26 protein-coding genes and 1 pseudogene are annotated in these 23,097 nt (G+C 69.7%); 11 read left to right on the top strand and 16 right to left on the bottom strand.

Going from position 1 to position 23,097, the window contains the following annotated elements:
- Positions 1-2: 2 nt before the first annotated feature.
- The 4 genes from ribA to R2J75_RS13350 all read right to left on the bottom strand — a co-directional run bounded on the left by ribA (position 3) and on the right by R2J75_RS13350 (position 3,447).
- Positions 3-689: a GTP cyclohydrolase II gene (gene ribA, locus R2J75_RS13365; RefSeq protein WP_243332769.1), complete on the bottom strand. Its 687-nt coding sequence runs from the start codon at positions 687-689 to the stop codon at positions 3-5.
- A 91-nt stretch (positions 690-780) separates the two neighbouring features.
- On the bottom strand, positions 781-1,809 hold the full coding sequence (locus R2J75_RS13360; protein ID WP_316410366.1) for a DHH family phosphoesterase: 1,029 nt from the start codon (positions 1,807-1,809) through the stop codon (positions 781-783).
- Positions 1,810-1,855: 46 nt separating this feature from the next.
- On the bottom strand, positions 1,856-2,923 hold the full coding sequence (add, locus tag R2J75_RS13355) for an adenosine deaminase (protein WP_243332773.1): 1,068 nt from the start codon (positions 2,921-2,923) through the stop codon (positions 1,856-1,858).
- Between the two features lie 14 nt (positions 2,924-2,937).
- Positions 2,938-3,447 carry a Fur family transcriptional regulator gene (locus tag R2J75_RS13350; RefSeq protein WP_243332775.1) on the bottom strand — a complete coding sequence of 170 codons (510 nt, stop codon included), beginning with the start codon at positions 3,445-3,447 and terminating at the stop codon, positions 2,938-2,940.
- Positions 3,448-3,551: 104 nt separating this feature from the next.
- Here R2J75_RS13350 and R2J75_RS13345 point away from each other — a divergent pair, with 104 nt between their 5' ends.
- The gene (locus R2J75_RS13345; RefSeq protein WP_243332777.1) at positions 3,552-4,124 is read left to right on the top strand and encodes a hypothetical protein; all 573 of its coding nucleotides are present in this window, start codon (positions 3,552-3,554) and stop codon (positions 4,122-4,124) included.
- Positions 4,121-4,660, top strand: coding sequence for a DUF421 domain-containing protein (locus R2J75_RS13340; RefSeq protein ID WP_243332786.1), 540 nt, complete (start codon positions 4,121-4,123; stop codon positions 4,658-4,660). The genes R2J75_RS13345 and R2J75_RS13340 overlap by 4 nt, the downstream gene beginning before the upstream one ends.
- On the opposite strand, the gene R2J75_RS13335 is transcribed toward R2J75_RS13340, so the two are convergent.
- Positions 4,650-5,075, bottom strand: coding sequence for a hypothetical protein (locus R2J75_RS13335; protein WP_316410365.1), 426 nt, complete (start codon positions 5,073-5,075; stop codon positions 4,650-4,652). The genes R2J75_RS13340 and R2J75_RS13335 overlap by 11 nt on opposite strands.
- 13 nt (positions 5,076-5,088) lie before the next feature.
- Positions 5,089-5,418: a TfoX/Sxy family protein gene (locus R2J75_RS13330; protein WP_243332791.1), complete on the bottom strand. Its 330-nt coding sequence runs from the start codon at positions 5,416-5,418 to the stop codon at positions 5,089-5,091.
- Between the two features lie 309 nt (positions 5,419-5,727).
- On the opposite strand from R2J75_RS13330, the gene R2J75_RS13325 reads away from it, so the two are divergent.
- Entirely contained in the window at positions 5,728-7,158 is a 1,431-nt protein-coding gene (locus R2J75_RS13325; RefSeq protein WP_316410364.1) for an OmpA family protein, read from the top strand.
- Here R2J75_RS13325 and R2J75_RS13320 read toward each other — a convergent pair.
- From R2J75_RS13320 to R2J75_RS13305, 4 genes are all read right to left on the bottom strand, one after another.
- Positions 7,136-7,900 carry a tetratricopeptide repeat protein gene (locus tag R2J75_RS13320; RefSeq protein ID WP_316410363.1) on the bottom strand — a complete coding sequence of 255 codons (765 nt, stop codon included), beginning with the start codon at positions 7,898-7,900 and terminating at the stop codon, positions 7,136-7,138. The genes R2J75_RS13325 and R2J75_RS13320 overlap by 23 nt on opposite strands.
- 188 nt (positions 7,901-8,088) lie before the next feature.
- Positions 8,089-8,622: a hypothetical protein gene (locus tag R2J75_RS13315; RefSeq protein WP_316410362.1), complete on the bottom strand. Its 534-nt coding sequence runs from the start codon at positions 8,620-8,622 to the stop codon at positions 8,089-8,091.
- A 28-nt stretch (positions 8,623-8,650) separates the two neighbouring features.
- The gene (locus R2J75_RS13310; RefSeq protein ID WP_243332798.1) at positions 8,651-8,965 is read right to left on the bottom strand and encodes a hypothetical protein; all 315 of its coding nucleotides are present in this window, start codon (positions 8,963-8,965) and stop codon (positions 8,651-8,653) included.
- Between the two features lie 7 nt (positions 8,966-8,972).
- Positions 8,973-9,446, bottom strand: coding sequence for a GNAT family N-acetyltransferase (locus R2J75_RS13305; RefSeq protein ID WP_243332857.1), 474 nt, complete (start codon positions 9,444-9,446; stop codon positions 8,973-8,975).
- A gap of 309 nt (positions 9,447-9,755) precedes the next feature.
- Here R2J75_RS13305 and R2J75_RS13300 point away from each other — a divergent pair, with 309 nt between their 5' ends.
- On the top strand, positions 9,756-10,637 hold the full coding sequence (locus tag R2J75_RS13300; protein ID WP_243332799.1) for a WD40 repeat domain-containing protein: 882 nt from the start codon (positions 9,756-9,758) through the stop codon (positions 10,635-10,637).
- A 78-nt stretch (positions 10,638-10,715) separates the two neighbouring features.
- Here the strand turns inward: R2J75_RS13300 and secF are convergent, their stop codons facing one another.
- The 4 genes from secF to tgt form a co-directional block, all read right to left on the bottom strand.
- Positions 10,716-11,918, bottom strand: a complete 1,203-nt coding sequence (gene secF / locus R2J75_RS13295) for a protein translocase subunit SecF (RefSeq protein ID WP_243332802.1) — start codon at positions 11,916-11,918, stop codon at positions 10,716-10,718.
- A gap of 9 nt (positions 11,919-11,927) precedes the next feature.
- A complete protein-coding gene (gene secD, locus R2J75_RS13290; protein WP_243346262.1) occupies positions 11,928-13,562 on the bottom strand; it encodes a protein translocase subunit SecD in 1,635 nt (544 codons plus the stop codon).
- A 64-nt stretch (positions 13,563-13,626) separates the two neighbouring features.
- Entirely contained in the window at positions 13,627-13,935 is a 309-nt protein-coding gene (gene yajC / locus R2J75_RS13285; protein ID WP_243346263.1) for a preprotein translocase subunit YajC, read from the bottom strand.
- Positions 13,936-15,069, bottom strand: a complete 1,134-nt coding sequence (tgt, locus tag R2J75_RS13280; protein WP_243332808.1) for a tRNA guanosine(34) transglycosylase Tgt — start codon at positions 15,067-15,069, stop codon at positions 13,936-13,938.
- 264 nt (positions 15,070-15,333) lie between these two features.
- Between tgt and R2J75_RS13275 the strand changes: the two genes are divergently transcribed.
- The 6 genes and pseudogenes from R2J75_RS13275 to R2J75_RS13250 all read left to right on the top strand — a co-directional run.
- The gene (locus R2J75_RS13275; protein WP_243332809.1) at positions 15,334-16,146 is read left to right on the top strand and encodes an energy transducer TonB; all 813 of its coding nucleotides are present in this window, start codon (positions 15,334-15,336) and stop codon (positions 16,144-16,146) included.
- A 13-nt stretch (positions 16,147-16,159) separates the two neighbouring features.
- The gene (locus R2J75_RS13270) at positions 16,160-16,384 is read left to right on the top strand and encodes a hypothetical protein (protein ID WP_316410361.1); all 225 of its coding nucleotides are present in this window, start codon (positions 16,160-16,162) and stop codon (positions 16,382-16,384) included.
- On the top strand, positions 16,381-17,100 hold the full coding sequence (locus R2J75_RS13265) for a MotA/TolQ/ExbB proton channel family protein (protein ID WP_243332814.1): 720 nt from the start codon (positions 16,381-16,383) through the stop codon (positions 17,098-17,100). The genes R2J75_RS13270 and R2J75_RS13265 overlap by 4 nt, the downstream gene beginning before the upstream one ends.
- A 60-nt stretch (positions 17,101-17,160) precedes the next feature.
- On the top strand, positions 17,161-17,673 hold the full coding sequence (locus R2J75_RS13260) for an ExbD/TolR family protein (RefSeq protein WP_243332815.1): 513 nt from the start codon (positions 17,161-17,163) through the stop codon (positions 17,671-17,673).
- Positions 17,673-18,164 (top strand): ExbD/TolR family protein, encoded by a 492-nt coding sequence (locus R2J75_RS13255; protein ID WP_243332817.1) that lies wholly within the window; start codon positions 17,673-17,675, stop codon positions 18,162-18,164. Before R2J75_RS13260 ends, R2J75_RS13255 begins: the two co-directional genes overlap by 1 nt.
- 120 nt (positions 18,165-18,284) lie before the next feature.
- Positions 18,285-18,386, top strand: a pseudogene (locus tag R2J75_RS13250) (transposase); the annotation flags it as partial.
- A 275-nt stretch (positions 18,387-18,661) separates the two neighbouring features.
- On the opposite strand, the gene R2J75_RS13245 reads toward R2J75_RS13250, so the two are convergent.
- Both R2J75_RS13245 and R2J75_RS13240 read right to left on the bottom strand, forming a co-directional pair.
- The gene (locus tag R2J75_RS13245) at positions 18,662-20,131 is read right to left on the bottom strand and encodes a DUF512 domain-containing protein (protein WP_243332818.1); all 1,470 of its coding nucleotides are present in this window, start codon (positions 20,129-20,131) and stop codon (positions 18,662-18,664) included.
- A 40-nt stretch (positions 20,132-20,171) separates the two neighbouring features.
- Positions 20,172-21,731 carry an aldehyde dehydrogenase family protein gene (locus tag R2J75_RS13240; protein ID WP_316410360.1) on the bottom strand — a complete coding sequence of 520 codons (1,560 nt, stop codon included), beginning with the start codon at positions 21,729-21,731 and terminating at the stop codon, positions 20,172-20,174.
- 123 nt (positions 21,732-21,854) lie between these two features.
- On the opposite strand from R2J75_RS13240, the gene R2J75_RS13235 reads away from it, so the two are divergent.
- Positions 21,855-23,087 carry a tetratricopeptide repeat protein gene (locus tag R2J75_RS13235; protein ID WP_243332822.1) on the top strand — a complete coding sequence of 411 codons (1,233 nt, stop codon included), beginning with the start codon at positions 21,855-21,857 and terminating at the stop codon, positions 23,085-23,087.
- Positions 23,088-23,097: the final 10 nt, after the last annotated feature.

The raw sequence follows: 23,097 nt of genomic DNA, 5'->3' as shown, positions 1-23,097 counted from the left end.
CCTCAGAGGGAGGGATCCTCCTTGAAGTCCAGCATGTGGCCCGACTTGCTGGCCTTCGTCTTGAGGTAGCGGAGGTTGTAGGGGTTCGCCGCCAGCTGGTGGGCCTCGCGCTGGACGTGGATCCCGGCCTCCTCGAGGGCGTTGATCTTGCGAGGGTTGTTGGTCAGGAGGCGGACCTTGTGCACGCCGAAGAAGCGCAGCATCTCGACCGCGGACTCGTAGGTGCGCAGGTCGTCCTGGAACCCGAGCTCGTGGTTGGCCTCGACGGTGTCGAAGCCCTGCTCCTGGAGGGCGTAGGCCTTCAGCTTGTTCAGGAGGCCGATGCCGCGGCCCTCCTGGCGGAGGTAGAGCACGATGCCGCCGTGCTCGCCGATGTGCCGCAGGGCGGCCTCAAGCTGGGCGCGGCAGTCGCACTTCAGGCTGCCCAGGACGTCGCCGGTCCAGCACTCGCTGTGGATCCGGACATTGACCCGCTTGCGGGCGTCGATGTCGCCGGAGACGATGGCGAGGTGCTCCTTGCCGGTGAGCTTCTCGAGGAAGCCGTAGACGACGTACTTGCCGAAGATGGAGGGGACGTTGGCCTTCGCCACGAAGGGGACGGATTCGGCCTCGAACTTGGTCACGACCTCGAGGGGGGAATCGGGCGGGAGGCCCAGGTTGGGGGCGCTGCTGCTGTCTTTGGGGGCCATGCTGGTGTCCGCGTGTAAAGGTTCGGGAATACTGCCGTCAAATGGGGTGCTGCGGGGGACCGGGGTGCGCCGCACAAACGATCCTGGAATGTCAAACGTGGGAGACGCCGGCCGCCATTTCGGCGAGGACGGCGGCGTCCAGGTCCTGCTCGGCCCGGGCGAGGGGGCCGTCCAGCTTCGCGCCCGAGGCCAGGCGGTGGCCGCCCCCCCCGAAGCGCTTGCAGATGGCGTTGACGTTCACGGCCTCCCGGGATCTCAGGCTGGCCTTGACCCGCCCGTCGGGGAGCGCGTACAGGAGGCAGGCGACCTCGACCCCCTTCACCTCGAGGGGCCGGTTCACCAGGCCTTCCATGTCGTCGTGATCGGCCCCGCAGGCGTCCAGATCGGCCTGGGCGAGGCTGATGCGGGCGTAGCGGCCCTCCGCCTGAATGGTCATCCGCTCTAAGGCCCGGCCCGTGAGGCGGAGTTTCTCCAGCCGCCCCTGGTGGTAGAGGTTCCGGTAGGTCGCCGCCGGATCCACCCCTTGCTCGATGAGCTGGGCGGCGATCCGGTGCACCCGGGGGGTCGCGTTGGAGAACCGGAAGTTGCCCGTGTCCTCCACGATGCCCGCGTAGAGCGCCTGGGCCATGGGGGAGGGCAGGGGGAGGGGCATGCGCAGCGCGGCCAGTTCATACACCAGCTCGGCGCTCGCCGAGGCGGCGGGATCCGTGAACTCGGCGTCGAAGCCCGCGGGGGCTTCCTTGAGGTGATGGTCCAGGCAGATCCGGGCGGCCCGGGTCGCCTGGAAGGCGGGGAGCAGGGGGCCCAGGCGGTGGGGCTCGGAGGCGTCCACGACAGCCCAGACGTCCGGCCAGGACGCCAGGTCCGCGTGGCGGCCGGTCAGATCCAGGGCCTCCACCCAGCCGTCCGGGTCCAGGAACCGCAGGAAATCGGGCAGGTGGGGGGCGACCACGATGCGCACCTCCTTGCCCTGGGCCCGGAGGTAGTGGGCCAGGCCCACCATCGCGCCCGCACCGTCTCCGTCCGGGTTCTCATGGGTGGTGAGGAGGATCCGGCGGGGCTGTTCCAGATAGGCGGCGAAGCGGTTGAGCATGGGGTGATTCCCGACCTCTTTGATCAAGAATACCTCGTTCATGAGAACAAGGGGTAAAAAATGCGAGCGGCGCCTAGAGCTGCTCTTTCTTGCTTTCCAGGCTGCCTGGAGTGAACGACTTGAGTTCACTGACCACATCCGCCAGCATCGCCCGCTTGACCGCATAGGGCAGGAAGGCGCTCTTGAAACCCATGATGATGAGCTCCTTGATTTCATCCAGGGTGAAGCCCAGGGACTGGTGGAGGTGCAGGTACTCCTCGCTGACGGTGGTGCGGGTGACCATCCGGTTGTCGGTGTTCACCGTGACCCGCAGGCCCAGGTCGTAGAAGAGGCGGATCGGGTGATCGGCCATGGTCTGGACCGCGCGGGTCTGGACGTTGGAGGAGGGGCAGCACTCCAGCGGGATGCGGTGGTCGTTGACGTAGTTGAGCAGATCCCCGTTCTCGATCAGGCGCACCCCGTGGCCGATGCGGTGGGCGCCGCACAGGTGGATGGCCTGGTGGATGCTCTCGGGCCCGTACGCCTCGCCGGCGTGGAGGGTGCAGTTGATGTTGTTGGCCAGCACGCGGCTGAAGGCCTCCCGGTGCTTCTTGGCCGGGAAGTCCTCCTCGGCGCCGGCCAGGTCGAAGCCGACGACGCCCTTGTTCTTGAAGGCCACGGTCAGGTCCGCCAGGCGGTTGCTGAGCTCGGGGCTGATGTGCCGGATGCCGCAGAGGATGACGCCGGTGCGGATCGCGCATTCCTTCTCCGCCTGCGCGAGGCCCTCCAGCACGGCCTGCACGATGTGGTGGAGGGTCATGCCCTTGGCCTGGTGGAGGATGGGGCTGTACCGGACTTCCATGTAGCGGACGTTCTCGGCCGCGGCGTCCACCGCCAGCTCGTAGGCGGTGCGCACGAGGGCGTCGTAGGTCTGCATCACGGACAGGGTGACGTCGAAGGCCTTGAGGTAGTCGACCAGGCTGGTGCACTCGTCCCCGACCTCCACGTGGGGCCGGAGGGTGTCGATGCTGTCGCCGGGAAGCTTGACGCCCTGCTCCTCGGCCAGCTCCAGGATGGTCTGGATCCGGAGGCTCCCGTCGAGGTGGACGTGCAGATCGGTCTTGGGCAGGCGCTGGATGTCTTGGAGGGTCAGGTTTCGCATCCCTCAGTCTAGCGCTACGTGTGGATCTGGGCCACCTTGGTCCGGATGGAATTCTCGTCCGCCTTGTCGACGCAATCCGCGCAGAGCCCGAAGATCTGGAGGCTGTGGTGGAGCGGCTTGAAGGTGCGCTCCTGGCAGATGGCCTCCTGCAGCGTCTCCAGGTCGGGGCGGTAGAACTCGATCACCTTGTTGCACGCGAGGCAGATCAGGTGATCGTGATGCTCATTCTCATGCGCGGCTTCGTAGTTGGCGTGGCTGGAACCCAGGCTGCTCTTGCGCACGAGTCCGCATTGCACCAGGAGATCGAGGGTCCGGTACACCGTCGCGCGGCTGATGTCGCGACCGAGACTCTTCAGCTCCGCGTGGAGCTCCTCGGCGTCGAAGTGCTTGTCCTTGCGGAAGATGGTCGCCAGGATTTCCATGCGCTCACCCGTGAGCTTGAGCTTCTTGCTCCGGAGGTAGGACTCGAACCGGCTGGCCTCCGTGGAAGGGGCTCGGGACGGCAGCGGGGACTGGGGGGACATGGATGCTCCGGTCTGTGGATGTCGGTAAAGGGGCTCCAAAAGAATCCCCATTCATTCATAATACAGATTAAATTGATTTCGATCCCCCTTTTAAAGGAGTGTGTATGGCTTTGATACACATCAAGTGCGGTCCACTCTCCTCCGATCAGAAGAAGCGCATCGGGGGCCGCGTCATCGATGCCTTCCACGAGGAAGGGATCCCCGCGAGCTCCGTGATCGTCCTCTTCGGCCAGGAGGAGACCGATCTATTGCTGGAGGGCGGGTTGCTCTTCGAGGCCAGGGCCCGGGAAGCGGCGCCCGCGCCGGTCCCCGCCCGGCCCACGCCCCCGCCGGCGCCCTCGGCGGCCCCCGAGCCGGATGAATCGTTTAAAAACAAGCTCCGCCGCAACAAGGGCGAGCTCCACGCCCTTAAGGAACAGCTCATTGGTTTCCTGCAGACCGAAGGCGCCCTCAGCAGCTTCCAGGCCCAGGAGATGATGGGACTCAAGACCTGCGACTGGGCCCCGGCGACCCTGCGCCGGTTCTTCTCCGAACTGGAGGACGAGGGCGTGATCCAGAAACAGGGCCAGAAGCGGGGCACCCGGTACGTGTGGAAGGGCCTCAGCGGCCTCCACGCCGCCGCCCCGGCCCGCCTCATCAAGCGGAACGAGGAGGACCCCGCGGAGGTGGGCGGATGAGCGCCGCCCTGCTCCTGCCCGTGGGCGAGAGCCTCTGGAAGCTGGGCCAGCCCTGGTGGGAGTTCGTGCTCCGGGCCGCCCTGGTCTACGGCTTCCTGCTGGGGATCCTGCGTCTCACGGGCAAGCGGCAGGTGAGCCAGATGTCCCCCTTCGACCTCGTGCTCCTCCTGGTGCTCTCCAACGCGGTCCAGAACAGCATGAACGCCGGCGACAACACCGTCACGGCCGGCCTGGTCCTCGTCACCGCCCTCGTGGCCATCAACGCCGCCATGGGCTGGCTCACCTTCCGGTTCAAGCGCGTGGAATCGCTCGTGGAGGGCCAGCCCCTGCTCCTCGTGCACAACGGCGCCGTGATCCCCGCCGCCCTGGCCGAGGAGCGGGTCACCCGGCACGAACTCATGGCCGCGCTCCGGGCCGTGGGCCTCACCTCCCTGGACGAGGTCCACGTGGCCGTCCTGGAATCCAACGGCCACATCAGCGTGATCCCGCGGGTCCGGACGCCGGAGGCCCCCGGGGGGAGCGGCCTCAGCGGGTGAAGAGGGCCAGCCCGGACAGGGTCAGGGCGATGCCCAGGACCTTGCGCAGGGTCAGGGGCTCCTTGAACCCCACGACGGCGATCGCCACGAGCAGGATGGCGGCCACGCCGTTGACCGCGGCCCCGGACCACTGGAGGGAGCCCCCGCTGCGGTAGGCGAGCAGGAATCCGATCTCGATGAGGAAGGCGCCGGCGGCGATGGCGAAGACGGGCCAGGCCAGGACCTGCCCGGCGACGGAGCCCTGGCCCGGCGCCGAGAAGAAGGGCACCGACACGGCCGACAGCAGGAAGGCCGCGCCGTACACGCCCATCAGGACGACCATGGGGTTGGAGGCGTGGCCCAGGGCGCGCTGCCCCAGGTGGTAGACGGCGTTGCCGATGGCGGCCAGGAAAAGGAACAGGAACAGGGGCTTCAAGGGGGGGGCACCTTCAGGCTTTGGGTTTCTTGGGTTTGGGCAGGGGCAGCTCCGCGGCCGTGGCCCGGGCGAGGGGGGCGAGCCAGTCCGGATCGTCCCAGCGCTCCGGGGGGATGCACATGCAGGGCTTGGCGCCGGGGTAGGGGGCCGCGTACGGGGCCTCGGGGAAGAGGCGGCGGCCGGCCTCCGTGGGCTTGAAGAACAGCTGCTCGTCCGCAATGATCCCGAACATCCGGCCGTCCAGGAAGAGGCCGTACTCCCCGAACATTTTTTTCGCGCTGACCGGGCCGGCCTCCTGGAGCTGATCGACGAGGAAGGTCATGGTTCGTTCGCTTGTGGCCATGGGGCCTCCTGCCATCAATGGCGCGGGGGGGCCCGGGGACGGGCCGCCGATCCCTCACAGGGTGAGGGCCCAGTATGGCCCCGGGCCCCGGTCCGGCCAAGGGCCTTGCGCCGGGGGCCAGGGGTCGTAAGCTTCCGGCCAGGACGGTGCGTTCAAACCGCGTATTTACAGCTTTTATTACTAATTCCTATCCAGGTGCTCCCGCCACCCTCACCCCCCGCCCCTACGGGCGGGTGGCCTGCGGCTTGGACGGCCCGTCCCCCAGCCCCACGCCCCCTCCCGGGGGGGCCGTTCCCATGAAAGGAAGTCATGCGTCCCACGATCCTCCTCCCCCTGACGGCGGCCCTGGCCGTCCTCCAGGCCCAGGGCCGGCCCGATCTCCCCCCGCCCCCCACCGCCCCGCCCGCGGCGGGCGCGGAGGCGCCGGACGCGGCCCGCGGACGGGACGCGGAGGCCGCCCCCACCCTCGTGAAGGGCACCGCGCGGATCCTGGACGTGACCCAGGCCCACGCGAAGGTCCGGGCCGCGCTGCGGGGCACGGACCACGCCCCGCGGGCCCAGGCGGACGCCTGGATCCGCCCCAAGGGCGATGGGGCGCGGGTCCTCGCCCGGATCCGCGACCTGCCCCCGGCCCGGGACCTGGGGGGCGACGCCCTCACCTACGTCCTCTGGAGCATCTCCCCCGCCGGCAAGGCCACCAACCTGGGCGAGGTGGCGCCCCGCCACGGCAGGGCCCGCATCGAGGCCGACGTGGAGGCCCAGGTCTTCGGGCTGGTGGTCACGGCCGAACCCTACTTCGCGGTGGCCCGGCCCGGCGACATGGCCGTCCTGACCCTCGCCGGCGTGGACGGCCCGAAGGGCACCCCCGAGCTGGCGGAGGCCGCCTTCGAGCAGGTGCACCGCCCCGCCCAGGCCCTGGGCCTGGCCGAGGGCGAGGTGCCCGGCGGCGATCCCAAGGCGCCCCTGGACCTGCAGCAGGCCCGCAATGCCGTGCGCATCGCCCGGGCCGCGGGCGCCCCCACCCACGCGGGCACCCCCTTCGGCCGCGCCGAGGCCCTGCTGGCCCAGGCGGAGGCCCCCAAGGGCAGCGCCCGGGAGCGCGCCCTGGCCGCCCGTGAAGCCGTGCGCATCGCCGAGGATGCCCGGGACGTGGCCTGCCAGGGCCAGGAGGCCCTCCGCGTCGCCGAGGCCAAGCGCGAGGCCGAGGCGCGGGTGGAGGCCGCCCGCCTCGAAGCCGCCCGGGCCGCCGAATCGGACGCCAAGGCCCGCATGCAGGCCTCCCAGGCCCAGGCCGAGGCGAGCCAGGCCCAGGCGGAGGCGGACCAGCTGCGGGGCCGGCTGCGGGAGCAGCTGAACAGCGTCCTCCAGACCCGGGAGACCGCCAAGGGCCTGATCGTGAACATGTCCGGGGTCCTGTTCAAGACCGGCAAGGCCGAGCTGACCCCCGCCGCCCGCGAGAAACTGGCCAAGATCGCCGGCATCCTCACGGCGCACCGGGGCCTGCGCATCGAGGCCGAAGGCCACACCGACAGCACGGGCACGGAGGCCTTCAACCGGGTCCTGTCCGAGAAGCGGGCCGAGGCCACCCGGGCCTTCCTCGTCAGCCAGGGGGTGCGCCCGGAGGCCATCACCTCGCGGGGCTACGGGGAGGCGAGTCCCATCGCCACCAACGACACCCCCCAGGGGCGCCAGGAGAACCGGCGCGTGGAACTGGTGGTCACGATGGAGAAGCGCCCTTGAGGGACCGCAGGGTCGCGGCGGCCTGGGCGTCCCCGGCCGCCGCCGCCCGCTCCAGCAGACCCTGGGCCGCTTGCCGGTCCTGGGGAACGCCCAACCCCAGGGCCAGCATGGTGCCGAGGCAGCCCATCGCCTGGGCATTGCCCTGGTCCGCGGCCTTCCGGAGCCAGCGGGCGGCCTCCTGGCCATCCGCGGGTCCCCCCTCGCCCAGGAGCCACATGGCCCCCAGCTTCGTCTGGGCCTCCGCGTTGCCCTGCTCGGCGGCGCGGCTGAGCCAGGTGCGCGCGGCGGGGAGGTCGCGGGGGCCGGGGTCGCCGGCGTAGCAATGGTCGGCCAGCCGAACCTGGGCCTCCACGTCGCCGCCCTGGGCCGCCTCCCGGAACCAGGCCACGGCCTGGCCCACGTCCCGGGGAATCCCGTCCCCGTCCTCCAGCATCATGGCCAGCACCGACTGGGCCTGGGCATCGCCGGCCCGGGCCGCCCGGAGGAACCACGCGGCGGCCTGGACCGCGTCCCGCGCGACGCCTTCGCCCAGGTAGAGCATGGAGCCCAGGCGCGTCTGGGCCTCCCGGTCCCCGGCCTCCGCGTCGCGGCGGCAAGCCAGGGTGCCCGGATCCTCGGTCTCCGGGTCCGCGGGCAGCGGAACCCGGGCGAGGGCGATCGAGGGGGTTTGGGGGCCCTGGAGGCCGCCGGACGTGGCCAGGGGCAGGCCGAGGGCCAGCAGGGTGGAAAGCCCGAACAGCATGAACGCTCCTTGTGCGTGGGGCGAGGCTCGCCGGGAGGCTGACCTGGCCGTTGCCTTCCTATCGGTCGGTCCCCGGCCCCGCAGGAGGCCCTAAAAGCAGGCTGGCGGCGACTTGGCGAGCGCCGGACCCGGGGGGCGGCCTTGTCTTTCCTTGGCCCGCAAGGGCTTCGGGCCGCCTGTGATCCAGCTCACGATGCGCGGGCGAAGCGCGCCCGCAGGGACCGGAAGACCAGGGGCAGCACCACCATGGCCGTCAGGACCAGGGCCACCGCCGTCTCGGGGTTCTTGACGCGGTCGCTGAGGCGGAGGGTGGCGAAGGCCACGACGGCGTAGTAGAGCAGGTCGCCCGCAATGGCGAAGACCCACCCCAGGACGGGGCCGTAGCCGGCCGCCAGGGCGGAAGCGCGCCCGGTTATGGGATCCATGCCGAAGGAGATGAGCACCAGAGCGGCGGGGCCGGCGGGGGACCCCCGCAGCGGTTCCGCCGTGCGCGCCCGGGCCTCGCGCCAGGCCGCGCGGAACCGCTCGGGGAAGGGGATGCGCCCCCCGAGGCGCACGAGGCCGCGCAGGATGGGTTCGAACAGGAGGGCCTGCACCACGTCGGAGGCGGCGTAGAGGGCGGCCGTCAGGGGCCAGGCCAGGCCCTGGGCGCGGGCGAGGAGCACCCCGGCCGGGATGCCCCCGCCCACGGGGATGAGGAAGAGCAGGAAGACCGCACCCATGGTCAGGCGAGGAACCAGGGGCGCGGGCTCACGCCTCCTCCCAGAAGGTCTCGGCCGCGTCCCGGAAGGGGACGCAGCAGATCCAGCCGCGGTGGAGCCGGCCCTTGCGGTCCCGGGCCGTCACCCGGTACACGGGCACGTGGGTGGCGATGGCCGAGGCGAAGGGGCCCCGGGGCAGCCAGCACAGGTCCGCGCGCACGAGGTCCCACCCCTGGGCCGCCACGGCCCCCGCCAGGGTGCGCCGCGCCTGGGCGAGGCGCGCCCGGTTGTACCGGATGGCCCAGGGCACGGTGAGGACCAGGAGCGCCAGGACGAAGAGGGCGAGGATGGCACGGACGGGCATGGCGGGCTCAGAGGGTCAGGCGAAGGAAGACCTGCCGGCCATCCCAGCGCTTGCTGTGGCCGCTGAAGCCGAACGAGGCGTAGATGCGGTTGGACGCCTCGTTCCGCTCGTTGGTGTCCAGGCCCACGGTCACGGCGCCGCGCTCCCGGGCGGCCATCAGGGCGGCCCCCACCAGGTCCCGGCCCACGCCCCGGCCCCGGTGGGCCGGATCCACGTAGAGGTCCTCCAGGGTCGCGTCCAGGCCGCCGGCCCACATGGACAGCCGGAAGCGGAGGAGGACGTACCCCGCGGGGCCGTCCGCCGTTTCGGCCAGGAGGAAGAGGGCGTCCGGGGCCGCCAGGAGCTGCGCGATGGCCTCCCGGAAGGCGGCTTCGGTGGGGGTGGCGCGCTGCAGGTGATCCCGGAAGGCGATGGCCAGCCGGGTCAGGGCCTCCGCGTCCGCCGCCACGGCAGGTCTCACATGCTGCTGGATCGCCGCCATCACGGGGACCTCCGGGGGACCCTGCCAGGATACAACGGGGGGCGGGTCCGGTCGCCGGGCGGGGGCGGCGAGACGCTTGTTTGTTAGGTAGGTTGGTCGTTGGATTGAAATGAATAATTTGTAATTCGCCCTTCCGGCGTCGGCTCCGCCGCCTATCTTTGCCACCATCCGACCCCGGAGCCCGCCCTGGTCCCCTCCCGCCCGCCCCAGCCCCCCTCCCTGGATCCGACCCCCGCCCGGGAGGCCCGGGCCAAGGCCGCGCCGCCGGCCATGCGCTTCCTTCCCGTGCCCTTCCTGAGGGGGACGGCCATGACCATCACCGCCCTCCACCTCTGTCCCGCCCGGGTCCACCTGGCGGTGATCCGGGACGGCTGCGGGCTGGATGTGTACAACCGCCTCACCCTCCGGGCCCTGGACCTGGGCGGGGAGGTCCAGGCGCGGGCCGTGGCCTTTCGCCCGGACCCTTGCGAGGCGGCCGGAGCCGGACCCTCCCCGCGCACGGAACTCGTCCTCCTGGGGCCCGCCGGCAGGGACGACCTGCGCCGCCTCGCCCTCCAGGACGGCCGGGAGCTCCCCCGCCTGGCCTGTCCCGGGGCCTCCGCCGTCCAGTACAGCGGCGACGGCCGGTTCCTGGCCGCGGGGGGGACGGGGGGGAAGGTCCAGGTCTGGCACCTGGACCCGGCGGGCCTGCGGCCCGAGCGGGTGCTGGACCTGAGCTGCGGCGCAGCCGTCCAGGCGCTGGCCTTCCACGCCGAGCACCCCACCCTGTACGGCCTCCTGGAAGGCGGCCGCCTGGCCGCGTTTGAACTGGCTCCCAGCCCGGCGGCGCCCCTGGCAGAACTCCTGGCCTCCCGGGCCCCCGACGTGAGCTTCACCCACCTGGCGGCGGGTCCGGGCGGCTTCGCCCTGCATCTGGCCGGCGCCGACGGGCGGGTCTACGTGGCCGACACCGCCACGGGGGAGGTGGGGTGCTTCGATCCGGAGGTGGGGGCGATCCTGGATCTCCAGGTCCTGCCCACGAGCGGCTGCCTCTGCGTGCGGGGGGCCCACGCCGTCTATGTGGCGCCCCCCCTCCTCCCGGGGCAGGGGGAGCACCTGGGCCTCCACTGCCCCTTCGACCAGCGGACCTACGCGGCCTGGGAGCTGGGCGCCGACGCCCTCCTCGTCTTCCACGCCGGCGAAGCCGCCTGATCCCCGGGCCTTCCCCGGCGCGGCCCGGCCCCTGAAGGCTGACGCTTCCAGGGGCCGGTTCGACGTCGTCGGTGCGGACTAGGCGTGCTGCTTGAGCTTGTCCTTGCCGCCGAAGGTGTGGTCCCAGAAGACCACCACGGGGCTGGCGATGAAGATGGAGCTGTAGGTGCCCGTGATGACGCCCACCACCAGGGGGAAGCTCAGGTCGCGCAGGGCGTGGCCGCCCCAGATGAAGAGGCAGAGGGCCACGAACAGCACGCTGAGGGAGGTGAGGATCGTGCGGCTCAGGGTCTGGTTGATGGAGTCGTTGACCAGCTTCACGATGTCCACCCGGCGGTACTCGGGCTTGTGGCTGTTCTCGCGGATGCGGTCGAACACCACGATGGTGTCGGCCATGGAGTAGCCGATGAGGATGAGGAAGCTGGCCACCACGGGGACGCTGAACTCGAACCCGAAGAGCACGAAGAGCCCCAGGGCCATGAGCACGTCGTGGATCAGGGCCACGATGCCGCCCACCGAGAAGCTCACGGTGAACCGGAAGATGACGTAGAGGAGGATGGCCAGGAGGGCCCAGCCCACCGCCGAGAGGGTCTTGAGGGTCCACTCGCCGGAGATGGAGGGTGAGAAGCTCTCGTTCTTCAGGATGGTCAGGTTGCCCAGGCGGTAGTCCTTCTCCAGGCTGGCCCGGAGGGGGGCCGGCAGGTCGGAGGGGAGCTGGTTGTAGTCCGTCATGGGGCTGGCCTTCTCGCGGGCGCGGATGACCTTGTTCACCCAGGGCTCGTAGGTCTGGCGCAGGGCGGTCTCGTCACCCTGGGCGCCCAGGGGGTTCTGCTTCATCCAGGAGTCGACGATGACGCCGACGCTCTCGGTGTTCAGGTCCATGCGGTGGTCGCTGGCGGCCTTGGCGTCGAGGTGCTTGAGGGCGTCCGTGATCTGCTTGATCTGGATGCTGGAGTCCTTCTCGTCCTGGCCCTTGCGGGCCTTGACCTTGATGCTGAAGGTGGTGACCCCGGGCTTGTCCTTGTAGGCCACGACGGCCGCGTCGCGGACGCCGCCGGCGTAGAGGGCATTGCGGACCTCCTCCTGGGGCACGTTGCCCTTGAAGGCCACCATCATGTCGATGCCGCCGGTGAACTGCATGCCGAGCTTCACGCGGGCCGAGGCGCCCTTCCACGGATGGATCCAGAGGAAGCAGAGCAGGATCATGCCCCAGGAGATGGCCAGGGCGACGGTCTTGTACTTCATGAAGTCGATGTGGGGGAGATTCTGGAAGATCTTCATCGTGGAGGCCTAGATGGAGAGGGTCTTCGTGCCGGGGTGGCGCTCGAGGATCCAGTCGTAGATGAACCGGCTGATGTAGATGCTGGTGAAGAGGGAGGCCACGACGCCCACGGTGAGGGTCACGGCGAAGCCCTTCACGGGGCCGGTGCCGAAGATGAACAGGAGGATGGCCGCCACCAGCTGGGTGACGTGGCTGTCGACGATCGTCCAGAACACCCGGTCGAAACCGGCCTGGATGGCCCCCGCGACCGATTTGCCGTTGGAGAGCTCCTCGCGGATGCGCTCGAAGATCAGGATGTTGGCGTCGACCGCCATGCCGACCGTCAAGGCGAAGCCGGCGATGCCGGGCAGGGTGATGACCGCGTGGAAGGAGCCCATCAGGCCCAGCATCACGATGAGGTTCACCGTGAGGGCCACGATGGCGTTGACCCCCGACCAGCGGTAGTAGAACACCATGAACGCGATGATCGCGAGGAACCCGATCAGGGCGCCCCGGACGCCGGCGGCGATGGAGTCGGCGCCCAGGCTCGGACCCATGGCCCGCTCCTCGAGGAACTTCATGCTGGCGCGCATGGCGCCGCTCTTCAGCTTGAGGGCGAAGTCCTCGGCCTCGTCCTTGGTGAAGCTGCCGGTGATGCGCACGGCGCCGCCGGGGATCTTCTCCTTGCACCAGAGGATGCTGACGACCTTCCGGTCGAGGACCACGGCGATGCGGCGGTTCTCCTCGGCGGCGATGCCGGAGAGGTTGTAGAAGTCGTCGGCGCCCTTCCGGTTCAGGACGTAGCTGATCTCGTGCTGGTCGGTCTGGGGGTTGATGCTGGGCTCGGCCTTGGTGATGTCCGCGCCGTCCACGTAGACCTTCTCCTCGACGAGGACCCAGCTGCGGATGGGATCGGGCTGGCCGGGGCCGGGGGCGGTCCAGGCCTTGCCTTCGCGCCGCGCCTCCCGCTCGGAGAGGGGCTGGGCCAGGAGCTCGGTGCCGGGGGGCAGCTGGCCGCCGAAGCGCGCCAGGGCGGCCTCGCGGGTGGGCCAGCCCATGCCCTGGGTGGGATCCTGCTTGGCGACGAGGCGCTGTTCGAGGCGGCCGGGGGTCGTCAGGAGGCCCTTGATGCGCTCGCGCTCGGCGTCGCCCACGCCGGGGAGCTCGACCACGATGCGGTTGCCTTCGGCGCCGGTCGCGGTGATCTCCGGCTCGGCCACGCCGAACTGGTTGATGCGGTTCTCGATGATCTGGAGGGCCCGCTTGTTGGCGTCGTCCTTGAGGCTCTTCTGGTAGCTGGACTTCTGGAGGAGGGTGACCCCCTTGTCCGTGAAGGTGGCGTCATAGCCGCTGAAGCCCTGGCTGACGATGCGCTGCACGTCCGGCTGGCGCTCGACGGGGATGCCGTCCGCCTTGACGGCCATGCCGTCCACGCGGGCCACGACTTCGGGGAAGCCCTTCTCCTTGAGGCGGTCGGTGAGGCGGTCGCGGGTGTCCCGGAGGTCGGCCTCGAGGGCCTCCTGGCCCTGGACCTCCAGCTCGAAGTGCACGCCGCCCTTCAGGTCGAGGCCCAGGCGGACCTTGGAGAGGGGGACGAAGAAGTACGCGCAGGCAACACAGATCAGGGTGGTGAAGATCAGGCGCCAGAGGCTCCGCTTGCTCACGAAAGGGCTCCAACGAAAGGAGGGCGGTCGCTGCCCCGCCCTCGGAACGGCATCAGACCGGGGTTCAGTTCTGCTCGGGGGCGGGCTCGGCGGCCAGGGCCGCGACGGCCTGACGGCGGGCCTTGACGATGGAGCTGCCCAGCTTGAGGTAGATGTTCTTGTCCTCCACCCGGTCGATGGTGGCGTAGAGGCCGGAGGTCAGCAGGACCTCGTCGCCGGCCTTCAGCTTGGAGAGGCGCTCTTCCATCTGCTTGCGGGCCTTGTTCTGGGGCCGGATCAGCAGGAAGTAGAACAGGACGGCCATGCCCCCGAAGAGGAGGATGGGGCCGAAGGGCGACTGGGCCTGGGCCTGCTGGATAAGGGCGACATTCATCTAGGGCTCCTCTGTGTTCCATTGGTCGATCGTGCGGCGAGCGAAGTCCGGGAAGCGGTTCTCCAGGAGGGCCCGGCGCGCCGCCCGGGTCAGCCCCACAGTGTAACTCAGGTTATGGATGCTGTTGAGGGTCGAGGCCAGCATCTCACCCGCCCGGAAGAGATGATGCAGGTAGGCCCGGGTGAAAGTCCTGCATGCGTAGCAGTTGCAGTCCGGATCCAGGGGCAGGGAGCTGGTGCGGTGGCGGGCGTTCTTGATCTTCACACGGCCCCTGGAGGTGAGCAGGGTCCCGTGCCGGGCCTCCCGCGTGGGCAGCACGCAGTCGAAGAGGTCCACGCCGTGGGCGATCCCGAAGAGGAGGTCCTCGGGGGTGCCGACGCCCATGAGGTACCGGGGGCGGTCCGCGGGGAGGGTGGGGGTGAACTCGGACAGCAGGGCGTTCATCTCGTCCTTGGGCTCGCCCACGCTGAGGCCGCCGACGGCGAAGCCCTGGAAGGGCGTGCGCGCGTCCAGGTCGAGGATCTCGTGCAGGTGCCGGGTGCGCAGGTCCATGTGGACCCCGCCCTGGTTGATGGCGAAGAGGCCCTGGCGCTCCCCCAGCGGGAACGCGCGGCATCGCTGGAGCCAGCGGGTGGTCCGCGCCATGGAGGTCTCCAGGGCGGGGCGCTCCATGCGCCCCGGAGGGCACTCGTCCAGGGCCATCACGATGTCCGAGCCCAGGTTGCGCTGGATCTCCATGCTCCGTTCGGGGCTGAGGAAGTGGGTGGAGCCGTCGATGTGGCTCTGGAAGGTGACCCCCTCCTCCTTGATCTTCCTCAGGGAGCTGAGGGAGAAGACCTGGAAGCCGCCCGAATCCGTGAGGATGGGGCCGGGCCAGGCCATGAAGGCGTGGAGGCCGCCCAGGTCGCGCACGAGTTCGTCGCCGGGGCGCAGGCCCAGGTGGTAGGTGTTGCCGAGGATCACCTGGGGCCCGATCTCCGCGAGCTGGGCCGGGGTGATGCCCTTGACCGTGCCCTGCGTGCCCACGGGCATGAAGGCCGGCGTCAGCACGGGGCCGCGGGTGGTCTCGAAGCGCCCTGCGCGGGCGGGTCCGCAGGTCGCCTCGACCTGGAAGGGGGAAAGGGGGCATGACATGGTTGTGACAATCTCCCAAAAGTGTCACGTGAGTATCACGAAATTCCCGGGTCGAAGGGGTCCGTGTCACGGCGATGGAAAAAATTGCTCCGTGTGCCTAAATCCAGTCGCAATGCGGACTTCTGCACTTGACGCACGGCGGGCTCTTTGTAATCTTAACCGCTGGGCCAGCCCCAGATCATTCACCCATTCAGCTCCGAGCCGTTTCTGTCGTCCAAGCAGAGCCGGCTCCATTTTTTTCATCATGTTTTCCACGGGAGTCGCATGAGCCAAGACCCCAAGACCAACCCTCCACCCAACGCACAGCCGAAGGAATCCCTTGAGGACCTGGTCTACCGGGCCAGCCTCGCGGCCGGCAATCGGAACCTCAGGGGTGCCAACCCCATGGTCACCGTGCCCCTGACGCTGGCCTCCTACCTGGCTTTCGGCGCCTTCGGTTGGCTCCTGGCCACCCGCACCGAAGCCGGCAAGAAGGTCATCAAGACCATCGGTGTGGATCTCACCGAGCAGGCGGACGCTCCGCCGCCGCCGCCGCCTCCGCCTCCGCCGGCCCCCGCAGCCCCCGCTGCCCCGGCCCCGAAGATGCAGATGCGGGACGCGCCGCCGCCGCCTCCCATCAACCCCAACCAGGACATGGTTCCCGAAGTGGCTCCCCGCGAGCTGCCCAAGGAGGACCTGACCATGCGCTACGCGTCCGCCCAGTCTTCCGGTGCGGGCGTCCCCGGCGGCGGCATCTCCGGCAACACCGGTCCCGTCACCGCCAGCGTGGCCGTGGCCGGTTCGGGCACCTCCCACGTGGTGGACTTCGACTTCAGCCAGATGAAGATCAAGTACCAGCCCCCGCCGCCCCCCTATCCCGCCCTGGCCAAGATCGCCAAGATCCAGGGCACGGTTGTGGTGCAGATCGTGGTTGGACCGGACGGCATCCCCGTTTCCGCCAAGGCCATCGAGGGCCCCGCGCAGCTTCGGCAGACCGCGGAAAACTACGCCATGAGCTGGAAGTTCGAGCCCGCCATGCTCAACGGCGTGGCCCAGACGGCCCGGTTCGTCCTGACCATGCCCTTCAAGCTGAAGTAAGGCCGTGACCCCCGTGTCCCGACCCGCATGGCTGGGCGCAGGATTCGCCCTCGCCCTCGCAATCACGCTCGTCGTCGTCGGCGGCGGCACCCGGAAGGCCGCGGACCCCGCGCCCGCCCCGGACCAGGCCCCCGCGCCCACCCTGGCCCCCGTGGTCAAGGATGTCCCACCACCCCCTTCCGCCTCTGCCGAGGCCCCCAACCAAGCCACCACCACCCATAAGGAATCCAACCCATGAGCCCGTTCCTTTTCGCCATCGCAGAAGCCGCCGAGAACTCTTTCGGCCCCAAGGCCATCTGGGAAGCCGCCTCCCCCGTCAACAAGGTCATCATCGCCATCCTGATCTGCCTCATCCTTCTGCAGATCTACACCGCGGTCGAGCGCGGCATCGTGTATGCCCAGTCCAACTCCGCCTCCCAGAAGTTCCTGAAGCTGTTCATGGACACCCTGCGCCGCGGTGACTTCGAGGCCGCCAAGCGCGCCGCCACCACCCACAACAAGAGCCACATCGCCCTCGTGCTGAAGCACGGGCTTGACATCTTCCAGTACGAGAAGCAGCTCAAGACCCTCCACGAGACCCACGACGTGATCCAGCCCGTTGAGCGCGCCATCGTCCGCGGCACCGCCGAGGTCACCGACCTGCTCAAGAAGGGCATGCTGTCCCTGGCCACCATCGGCGCCCTGGCCCCCTTCATCGGCCTGCTCGGCACCGTGATCGGCATCATCAAGGTCTTCTCCGACCTGAAGACCAAGGGCGCTGGCGACATCAACGCCCTGGCCGGCTCCATCGGTGAGGCCCTCGGCACCACCGCCCTCGGCCTGATCGCCGCCATCCCCGCCGTGTGGATCTACAACCTCTACACCGCCCAGCAGGACAAGATGGTCACCAACATCAACAACGCTGCCTCCCAGATGATCGACGAGTTCATCCGCCGCGAGAGCCAGCAGGCCTAAGTTTCAACCCAGGCCCGGGGGGCCGCGCAGCGGTTCCCCGGTCCCAACTAGGAGGTCACCATGGATGCAGGTGGTGGTGGCAAGTCTGGGGTCAAGGCGGACATCAACGTAACCCCTCTTGTCGACATCGTTCTGGTGCTGCTGATCATCTTCATCGTGATCACGCCCGCCGTGAACAACGCTGTGCGGCTTCCGCTCTCGAAGCACAGCCTGAAACCCGAAACCCAGGCAGGCGCCAAGTACCTCACCCTGATCCTTCCGGCTCACCGCGACCCCAAGACGGGCGTCATCGATGGCCCGGCCCCGATCATGGTGGACGACAAGGACGCCAAGGATGCCAACGGCAACGCCCTTACCTTCACCTACAAGGATGAAGCGCGGAAGGCGAAGCTGATCGACTTCATCAAGACGTCGATGCAGTACCTCAGCGACCGCCGCGTCTTCATCAAGGCCGACGCTGACATTCCGTTCAAGCACGTGGACGAGCTCTTCCAGATCTGCCGTGAAGGCGGGGCCGATGAAGCCTCCGTCGTCACCAGCGAGGACAAGAGCGGCGAGAAAGGGGGCAAGTAATGGATGCCGGTGGCCCCAAGGGCAAAGCTAAATCCGATATCAACGTCACCCCTCTGATCGACATCGTGCTGGTGCTTCTGATCGTGTTCATCGTGATGGTGCCCGGCCTCTCCAAGGCCCTGCCCGTCGTGGTGCCCCAGGTCGTGAAGGTGCAGGCGCCCGTCACGCCCGATCCGAAGAACCCCCCGATCGTCATCACCATCGACCAGAACGGGGACCTGCTGCTCCAGAACGACAAGATCCAGCTGGCCGAACTGGCCGACAAGCTGAGCCCCGTCGTCCAGCTGCAGCCCTCCGGCATGCGCAAGGTCTTCCTGCGCGTGGACGAGGAGCAGGCCTACCAGTACGCCGTGAACGTCCTGGACCAGATCAAGGTCGCCTCCGACCGCGCCCGCAAGGAAACGGCCATGCGGCCTGAGTTCCAGGGCACCGGCCTGGACGGTGGCGAAGTGAAGGTCGTCGCCGCGGTGAAGAAGCGCAATCCCAGCTGAACGCAGGGATCCTGACGGAAGGGGCCGCCGCGAGGCGGCCCCTTTTCCATGGGGGGGACGGCCTCAGGCTGGCGGCCTGCACCTGGCCCACCTTGCTTTCTGCAGCTGCGCGCCGATGACAAGCCTCGCTGGGTTGTCGAACGGACCTTCGCTTGGCTCAAGCCTTTCAGGCGGCTCATGGTCCGTTCCGAAAGGCGGGCCGAGATCCACGTGGCCTTGGTTTCCCGGCCCTGGGGTGGTAGCGAGCCCCAAGCTGAATCCTTGGCCACATCCCATTCATCCAAGCCATCGGCGTTCATCCCTGTTCCGCAGGGCCAGAGCCTGGATGGGGCGGCGCATTCAGGTAAGGGCGCAGCGACCCATGCCATCGCCGGCCCTGCGGAACAGGGATGAACGCCGATGGCTTGGATGAATGGGATCAGGAGAACAATCGCCAGGCAGAAAGCCCAGGCATTGTTATCCCATCCCATGAGACCGGGTGGGTCGGAACCTTGCGACTAGGGATTGTAGGCGCCCTGGGGCAGGTTCATGCCCTGGAGGTGGAAGCGCTCGCTGTGGGCGAGGTGGTCCAGCATCTGGCCCAGGTGGGCGCCGGAGGGGATCACGGGGACGCCCAGCTCCCGCTCCAGGTCGGCCAGGGTCATGTCGTCCAGGAACTGGTTGGCGGGGGTGGGCTCGGAGCCGTCGTCCAGGGCGTACTGGTCGGTGGGGCCGGTGCGCACCCGGAGGGCGGCGCTGGGGACGACGACGGCGTCCACCCAGCGGGGGTCGCCGCCGTGGGCCTGGCGATCGGCGTGGGCCGCGTAGGCGAGGTCCCGGCCGCAGAGGAGGCCGGCGACGGTCACGGAGGACCCGAAGGCGTTGTTGGCGGCGGCCACGGCCCGCAGTTCGCTGCCGGCCACGCGGTTGACCTGGGCCAGGCTGCGGTTCAGCACGGGCGCGAAGGAGGACCCGGTGAGGGCCAGGATGCGCCGGCCCCGGAAGCCGTGCACCCGGGGGCCCCGGAGGAACCGGCGGGTGTGCTCCAGGAACTTGCGCACGAGGCCCACGCCGTTCTCCAGCTGGGCCCAGGACTGGCTGTAGAAGGCCCGGCCGGGGACGTCCAGGCCGGCCCGGGTGAACCACTCGTCGGCCAGGAGGAGCCAGGGCTCGCCCGCGTTCTCCTTGGCCAGGCGCCGCACCTCGGGCACCCAGCGCTTCGCCCAGGCCGCCGCGAAGGCGGGATCCACATCGGGGATCTCGGGCAGACCGGCGCGGTGGGAGGTGAGGCCCACGGGCACGCAGGAGAGGCTGAGGACGCCGCCCTTGCCGGCCCAGGGCCCCTCGGTCTGGAAGGCCCGCCGCGCCCACAGCTCCCGCACGGTGCGGGCCCACACCTCGCCGTCGTTGACGCCGGGGACCACGACGGCCTGGGTGTGGATGTCCACGCCCCCCTCCAGGAGGCGGTCGATCTTGCGGAGGATGTCCCCCTCCCGGGGGTTGCCCACGACGCGCACGCGGACGGCGGGATCGGTGGCGTGCACGCTCACGTGGATGGGGCTGAGGCGCTCCCGGACGATGCGGTCCAGCTCCGCGTCGTCGCTGGAGCTGAGGGTGCTGAAGTGGCCGTAGAGGAAGGAGAGGCGGATGTCCTCGTCCTTGAGGTAGAGGGATTTCCGGAAGCCCTTGGGCATCTGGAGGACGAAGCAGAAGATGCAGTTCTGCTTGCAGATCTTCACCTGGTCCTGGGCCAGGTCCACCCCGATCCCGTCCCCGCCGTTGACGACCCGGACGGTGGCCTCGGTCTGGTCCGGGCGGCGGACGTGGAGCTCGGTCTCGTCCCGCTGGCTGATCAGGAACTGGTAGCTGAGCTGGTCGAGGACGGGCTCGCCATTGATCTCCAGGAGGGTGTCTCCAGCCCGGAGGCCCGCTTCCCAGGCAAGGCTGTCCGGTTCGACGGAAATGATCAACACGCCCTTCTTGGCCATCTGCGCTCCCTGACCAGTCTGGGTGAGGGAACCGCCAGGTTCAAGGCCGGGATGCGTCCAGGCGGTTCCGGACCTCCTCCAGTTTGGCGGCGTCGTACGGGAACCACTCCCGCTCGGTGTCCCGGGTGCCATCATCGATGACCATGCCCTTGGGGTCGGTGAACAGGCGGATGCCCGTCCGGCCGTGGTAGCGGTTCTGGCCCGACTGCTTCACCCCCCCGAAGGGCAGGTCCCGGATGACGTAGTTGACCATGACATCGTTGATGTCCACGGACCCGGCCTTGAGCCGGTTGGCGATCCGGTTGGCCCGCCGCATGTCGTTGGTGAACACGTAGGCGTCGAGGCCGTAGGGGTTGTCGTTGGCCAGCTCGATGGCTTCTTCGTCATCCTTCACCGCGCAGATGGGCAGGAGGGGCCCGAAGGTCTCCTCCTTCATGATGCGCATGGAGTGGTCCACATGGGTGATGACGGTGGGCTGCCAATACCAGCCGGCCTGGATGGCCGGGAAGCCCCCGGCGACGAGCTTGGCCCCCTTGTCGAGGGCGTCGTGGAGGAGGGCCCGGAGGGTGCTGATGGCCCGGTCGTTGGCGAGGGGTCCCACGTCCACCGCGGGGTCCAGGCCGGGGCCGAGGCGCAGCTGGCCCACGTGGGCCACCACCTTTTCCACGAAGCTGTGGAGGACGGTCTCGTGGCAGTAGACCCGCTTGACCGCGGCGCACACCTGGCCCGCGTTGCTGAACCGGCCGTAGACGGCGGCCCGGGCCGCCCGCTCCAGGTTGGCGTCGGCGCACACGATGAGGGGATCGCTGCCCCCCAGCTCGAGGAGGCTGGGCCGGAGCAGGGGCGCCAGGTCTTCCTGCAGCTTGCGCCCCACGGCGGTGGAGCCGGTGAAGACGACGAAGTCCACGCCCTCCGCCGTGGCCAGGACGGTGCCCAGGCGCCCGGGGCCGTGGAGCACCTGGACGAGGCCCGGCCACCCCTGGAGGGCCTCCGCGAAGAGGCGCTCGATGGCGTCGCCCACCATGGGGGCGGCGGAGGTGGGCTTCTGGAGGACGGCGTTGCCGGCGGCCAGGGCCGCGATCGTCGGGCCCATGGCCAGGTCGAAGGGGAAGTTCCAGGGGCTGATGACGGCGACGACGCCCCGGGGGGCGTACCGGACGAACGCCTGCTTGTGCTTCTCCATGGCCGGGGGCAGGGGGACCTTTTCGTCCGCGAGGTACTGCTCCCCGTGGTGGATGTAGTCGTCCAGGCAGTCCAGGACCATGGCCACGTCGTAGAGGTAGGCCTCGAAGCGGGGCTTGCCCATGTTCCGGGTGATGACGGTGGCCACCTCGTCGGCCCGCTGGGCCAGGAGGCTCCGGAGGCGCCCGAGCACCCGCGTCCGCTCGTCCCAGCTGGCCTGGGCCCAGGCGTCGGCCGCCGCGCGGGCCCGCTCCACGAACTGGGGGACGAGCCCCTCGGGGGTCTGGGGGACGGCGCCGATCTGCTCGAAGGTGGCCGGATCCACGGCCGGGGTCACCTGGTGCCGGTAGGCGGGCGGTTCGGCACGCCGCTCCACCCGCGTGCGGGGGTTGAGATTGCGCCGCTCGATGAACGTCATGACGGACCCTCCTGCGCCAACGGGAGGTTGGATGCCGTGGGCCCCGCCCGCGTGTCTCCGGGCGGACCGCTGAAATTTCCGCCGGGAGGTGTCAGCATGGGGGGGAGTCACCCTGGAGCGTCCATGCCTTCCCCCCGCTTCGCCCTTTCGGCGGTCCTGCTGCTATGCCTTGCCTGCGACCGGAGGAGCCAGAAAGCGGACCTGGGCCTCGAGGCCTTCAAGCGCCAGGATTATGCGGCGGCCCTGGCCATCTGGCGCCCGCTGGCCGAGCAGGGCCAGGCCCAGGCCCAGGTGGCCCTGGCGGAGATGTACGCCCGGGGCGACGGGGTGCCGCGCAACATGGCGGAGGCGGCGGCCTGGTATCGGAAGGCGGCGGAGCAGGGGGTCGCCAAGGCCCAGCTCCAGATGGCCTGGATGCACACCCAGGGCGAGGCGGTGGCCAAGGACCCGGCGGCGGCCGCCCGGTACTGGCGCATGGCTGCCGATCAGGGGAACCTGCTGGCGCAATACAATCTGGCGGTGATGCTGGACAAGGGGGAGGGTGTCCCCCGCCAGCCCGCGGAGGCCCTGAAGTACTACAAGCTCGCCGCGGACCAGGGCGACCCCAACGCCCAGTACCTGGCCGGCTGGTTTTACGCGCGGGGAGAAGGCGGGCCCAAGGACCCGGCCCAGGCGGTGGGCCTGCTGACGAAGGCGGCGGGCCAGGGGGTCGCGGGCGCCCAGGCGCTCCTGGGGTGGATGTACGAGACGGGGGACGGCGTGGCCGCGGACCCGGCCAAGGCGGCCACCTGGTACCAGAAGGCCGCGGAGAAGGGGGATCCCCTGGCCGAGGGGCAGATGGGGGTGCTCTGCGCCGCGGGCACGGGCGTGCCCAAGGATCCCGCCAAGGCGGCCACCTGGTTCCGCCTCGCGGCCGAGCACGGCAATGTCGCCGCCCAGGCTGCCCTGGGTTGGCTGCTGGACCGGGGGGAGGGGGTCGCCCGGGATGGGGCGGAGGCCCTCAAATGGACCCGGAAGGCGGCGGAGCAAGGCCTGGCGGACGCCCAGTGCCACCTGGGGGCCATGCTGGCCAAGGGCGCCGCCGGCAAGAAGGACGCGGCGGAGGGAGCCGCCTGGCTGCGCAAGGCCGCGGACCAGGGCTACGCCCAGGCCCAGGCCCTCCTGGGCGCCGCCTGTCTCGCCGGGGAGGGGGTCCCCCGGAACCCGCAGGAGGCCTACATGTGGTTCCTTCTGGCCAAGGCGGGGGGCGACGCGGCCTCCGCCCAGGCGGTGGAGCGCATGGAAAAAGAACTGCCCGGTCCGGCGGTGGCGGAAGCGCAGCGGCGGGCCGCCGAGATGTGGAAAAAACGCTCATAGGTAAGGGAAA

Source organism: Mesoterricola sediminis, assembly GCF_030295425.1.
Lineage (GTDB): Bacteria > Acidobacteriota > Holophagae > Holophagales > Holophagaceae > Mesoterricola > Mesoterricola sediminis.
This window is presented reverse-complemented; position numbering and strand designations above follow the sequence as displayed.

Coding starts and splice junctions, on each gene's coding strand:
- R2J75_RS13345 (WP_243332777.1), top strand. CDS start 3,552: ATGGCTTTGATACACATCAAGTGCGGTCCACTCTCCTCCGATCAGAAG.
- R2J75_RS13310 (WP_243332798.1), bottom strand. CDS start 8,965: ATGCCCGTCCGTGCCATCCTCGCCCTCTTCGTCCTGGCGCTCCTGGTC.
- R2J75_RS13320 (WP_316410363.1), bottom strand. CDS start 7,900: ATGCTGTTCGGGCTTTCCACCCTGCTGGCCCTCGGCCTGCCCCTGGCC.
- R2J75_RS13240 (WP_316410360.1), bottom strand. CDS start 21,731: ATGACGTTCATCGAGCGGCGCAATCTCAACCCCCGCACGCGGGTGGAG.
- R2J75_RS13330 (WP_243332791.1), bottom strand. CDS start 5,418: ATGGCCACAAGCGAACGAACCATGACCTTCCTCGTCGATCAGCTCCAG.
- R2J75_RS13325 (WP_316410364.1), top strand. CDS start 5,728: ATGCGTCCCACGATCCTCCTCCCCCTGACGGCGGCCCTGGCCGTCCTC.
- R2J75_RS13305 (WP_243332857.1), bottom strand. CDS start 9,446: ATGGCGGCGATCCAGCAGCATGTGAGACCTGCCGTGGCGGCGGACGCG.
- tgt (WP_243332808.1), bottom strand. CDS start 15,069: ATGTCATGCCCCCTTTCCCCCTTCCAGGTCGAGGCGACCTGCGGACCC.
- ribA (WP_243332769.1), bottom strand. CDS start 689: ATGGCCCCCAAAGACAGCAGCAGCGCCCCCAACCTGGGCCTCCCGCCC.
- R2J75_RS13275 (WP_243332809.1), top strand. CDS start 15,334: ATGAGCCAAGACCCCAAGACCAACCCTCCACCCAACGCACAGCCGAAG.
- R2J75_RS13260 (WP_243332815.1), top strand. CDS start 17,161: ATGGATGCAGGTGGTGGTGGCAAGTCTGGGGTCAAGGCGGACATCAAC.
- R2J75_RS13255 (WP_243332817.1), top strand. CDS start 17,673: ATGGATGCCGGTGGCCCCAAGGGCAAAGCTAAATCCGATATCAACGTC.
- yajC (WP_243346263.1), bottom strand. CDS start 13,935: ATGAATGTCGCCCTTATCCAGCAGGCCCAGGCCCAGTCGCCCTTCGGC.
- R2J75_RS13350 (WP_243332775.1), bottom strand. CDS start 3,447: ATGTCCCCCCAGTCCCCGCTGCCGTCCCGAGCCCCTTCCACGGAGGCC.
- add (WP_243332773.1), bottom strand. CDS start 2,923: ATGCGAAACCTGACCCTCCAAGACATCCAGCGCCTGCCCAAGACCGAT.
- R2J75_RS13235 (WP_243332822.1), top strand. CDS start 21,855: ATGCCTTCCCCCCGCTTCGCCCTTTCGGCGGTCCTGCTGCTATGCCTT.
- R2J75_RS13315 (WP_316410362.1), bottom strand. CDS start 8,622: ATGGGTGCGGTCTTCCTGCTCTTCCTCATCCCCGTGGGCGGGGGCATC.
- R2J75_RS13245 (WP_243332818.1), bottom strand. CDS start 20,131: ATGGCCAAGAAGGGCGTGTTGATCATTTCCGTCGAACCGGACAGCCTT.
- R2J75_RS13265 (WP_243332814.1), top strand. CDS start 16,381: ATGAGCCCGTTCCTTTTCGCCATCGCAGAAGCCGCCGAGAACTCTTTC.
- R2J75_RS13300 (WP_243332799.1), top strand. CDS start 9,756: ATGACCATCACCGCCCTCCACCTCTGTCCCGCCCGGGTCCACCTGGCG.
- secF (WP_243332802.1), bottom strand. CDS start 11,918: ATGAAGATCTTCCAGAATCTCCCCCACATCGACTTCATGAAGTACAAG.
- R2J75_RS13340 (WP_243332786.1), top strand. CDS start 4,121: ATGAGCGCCGCCCTGCTCCTGCCCGTGGGCGAGAGCCTCTGGAAGCTG.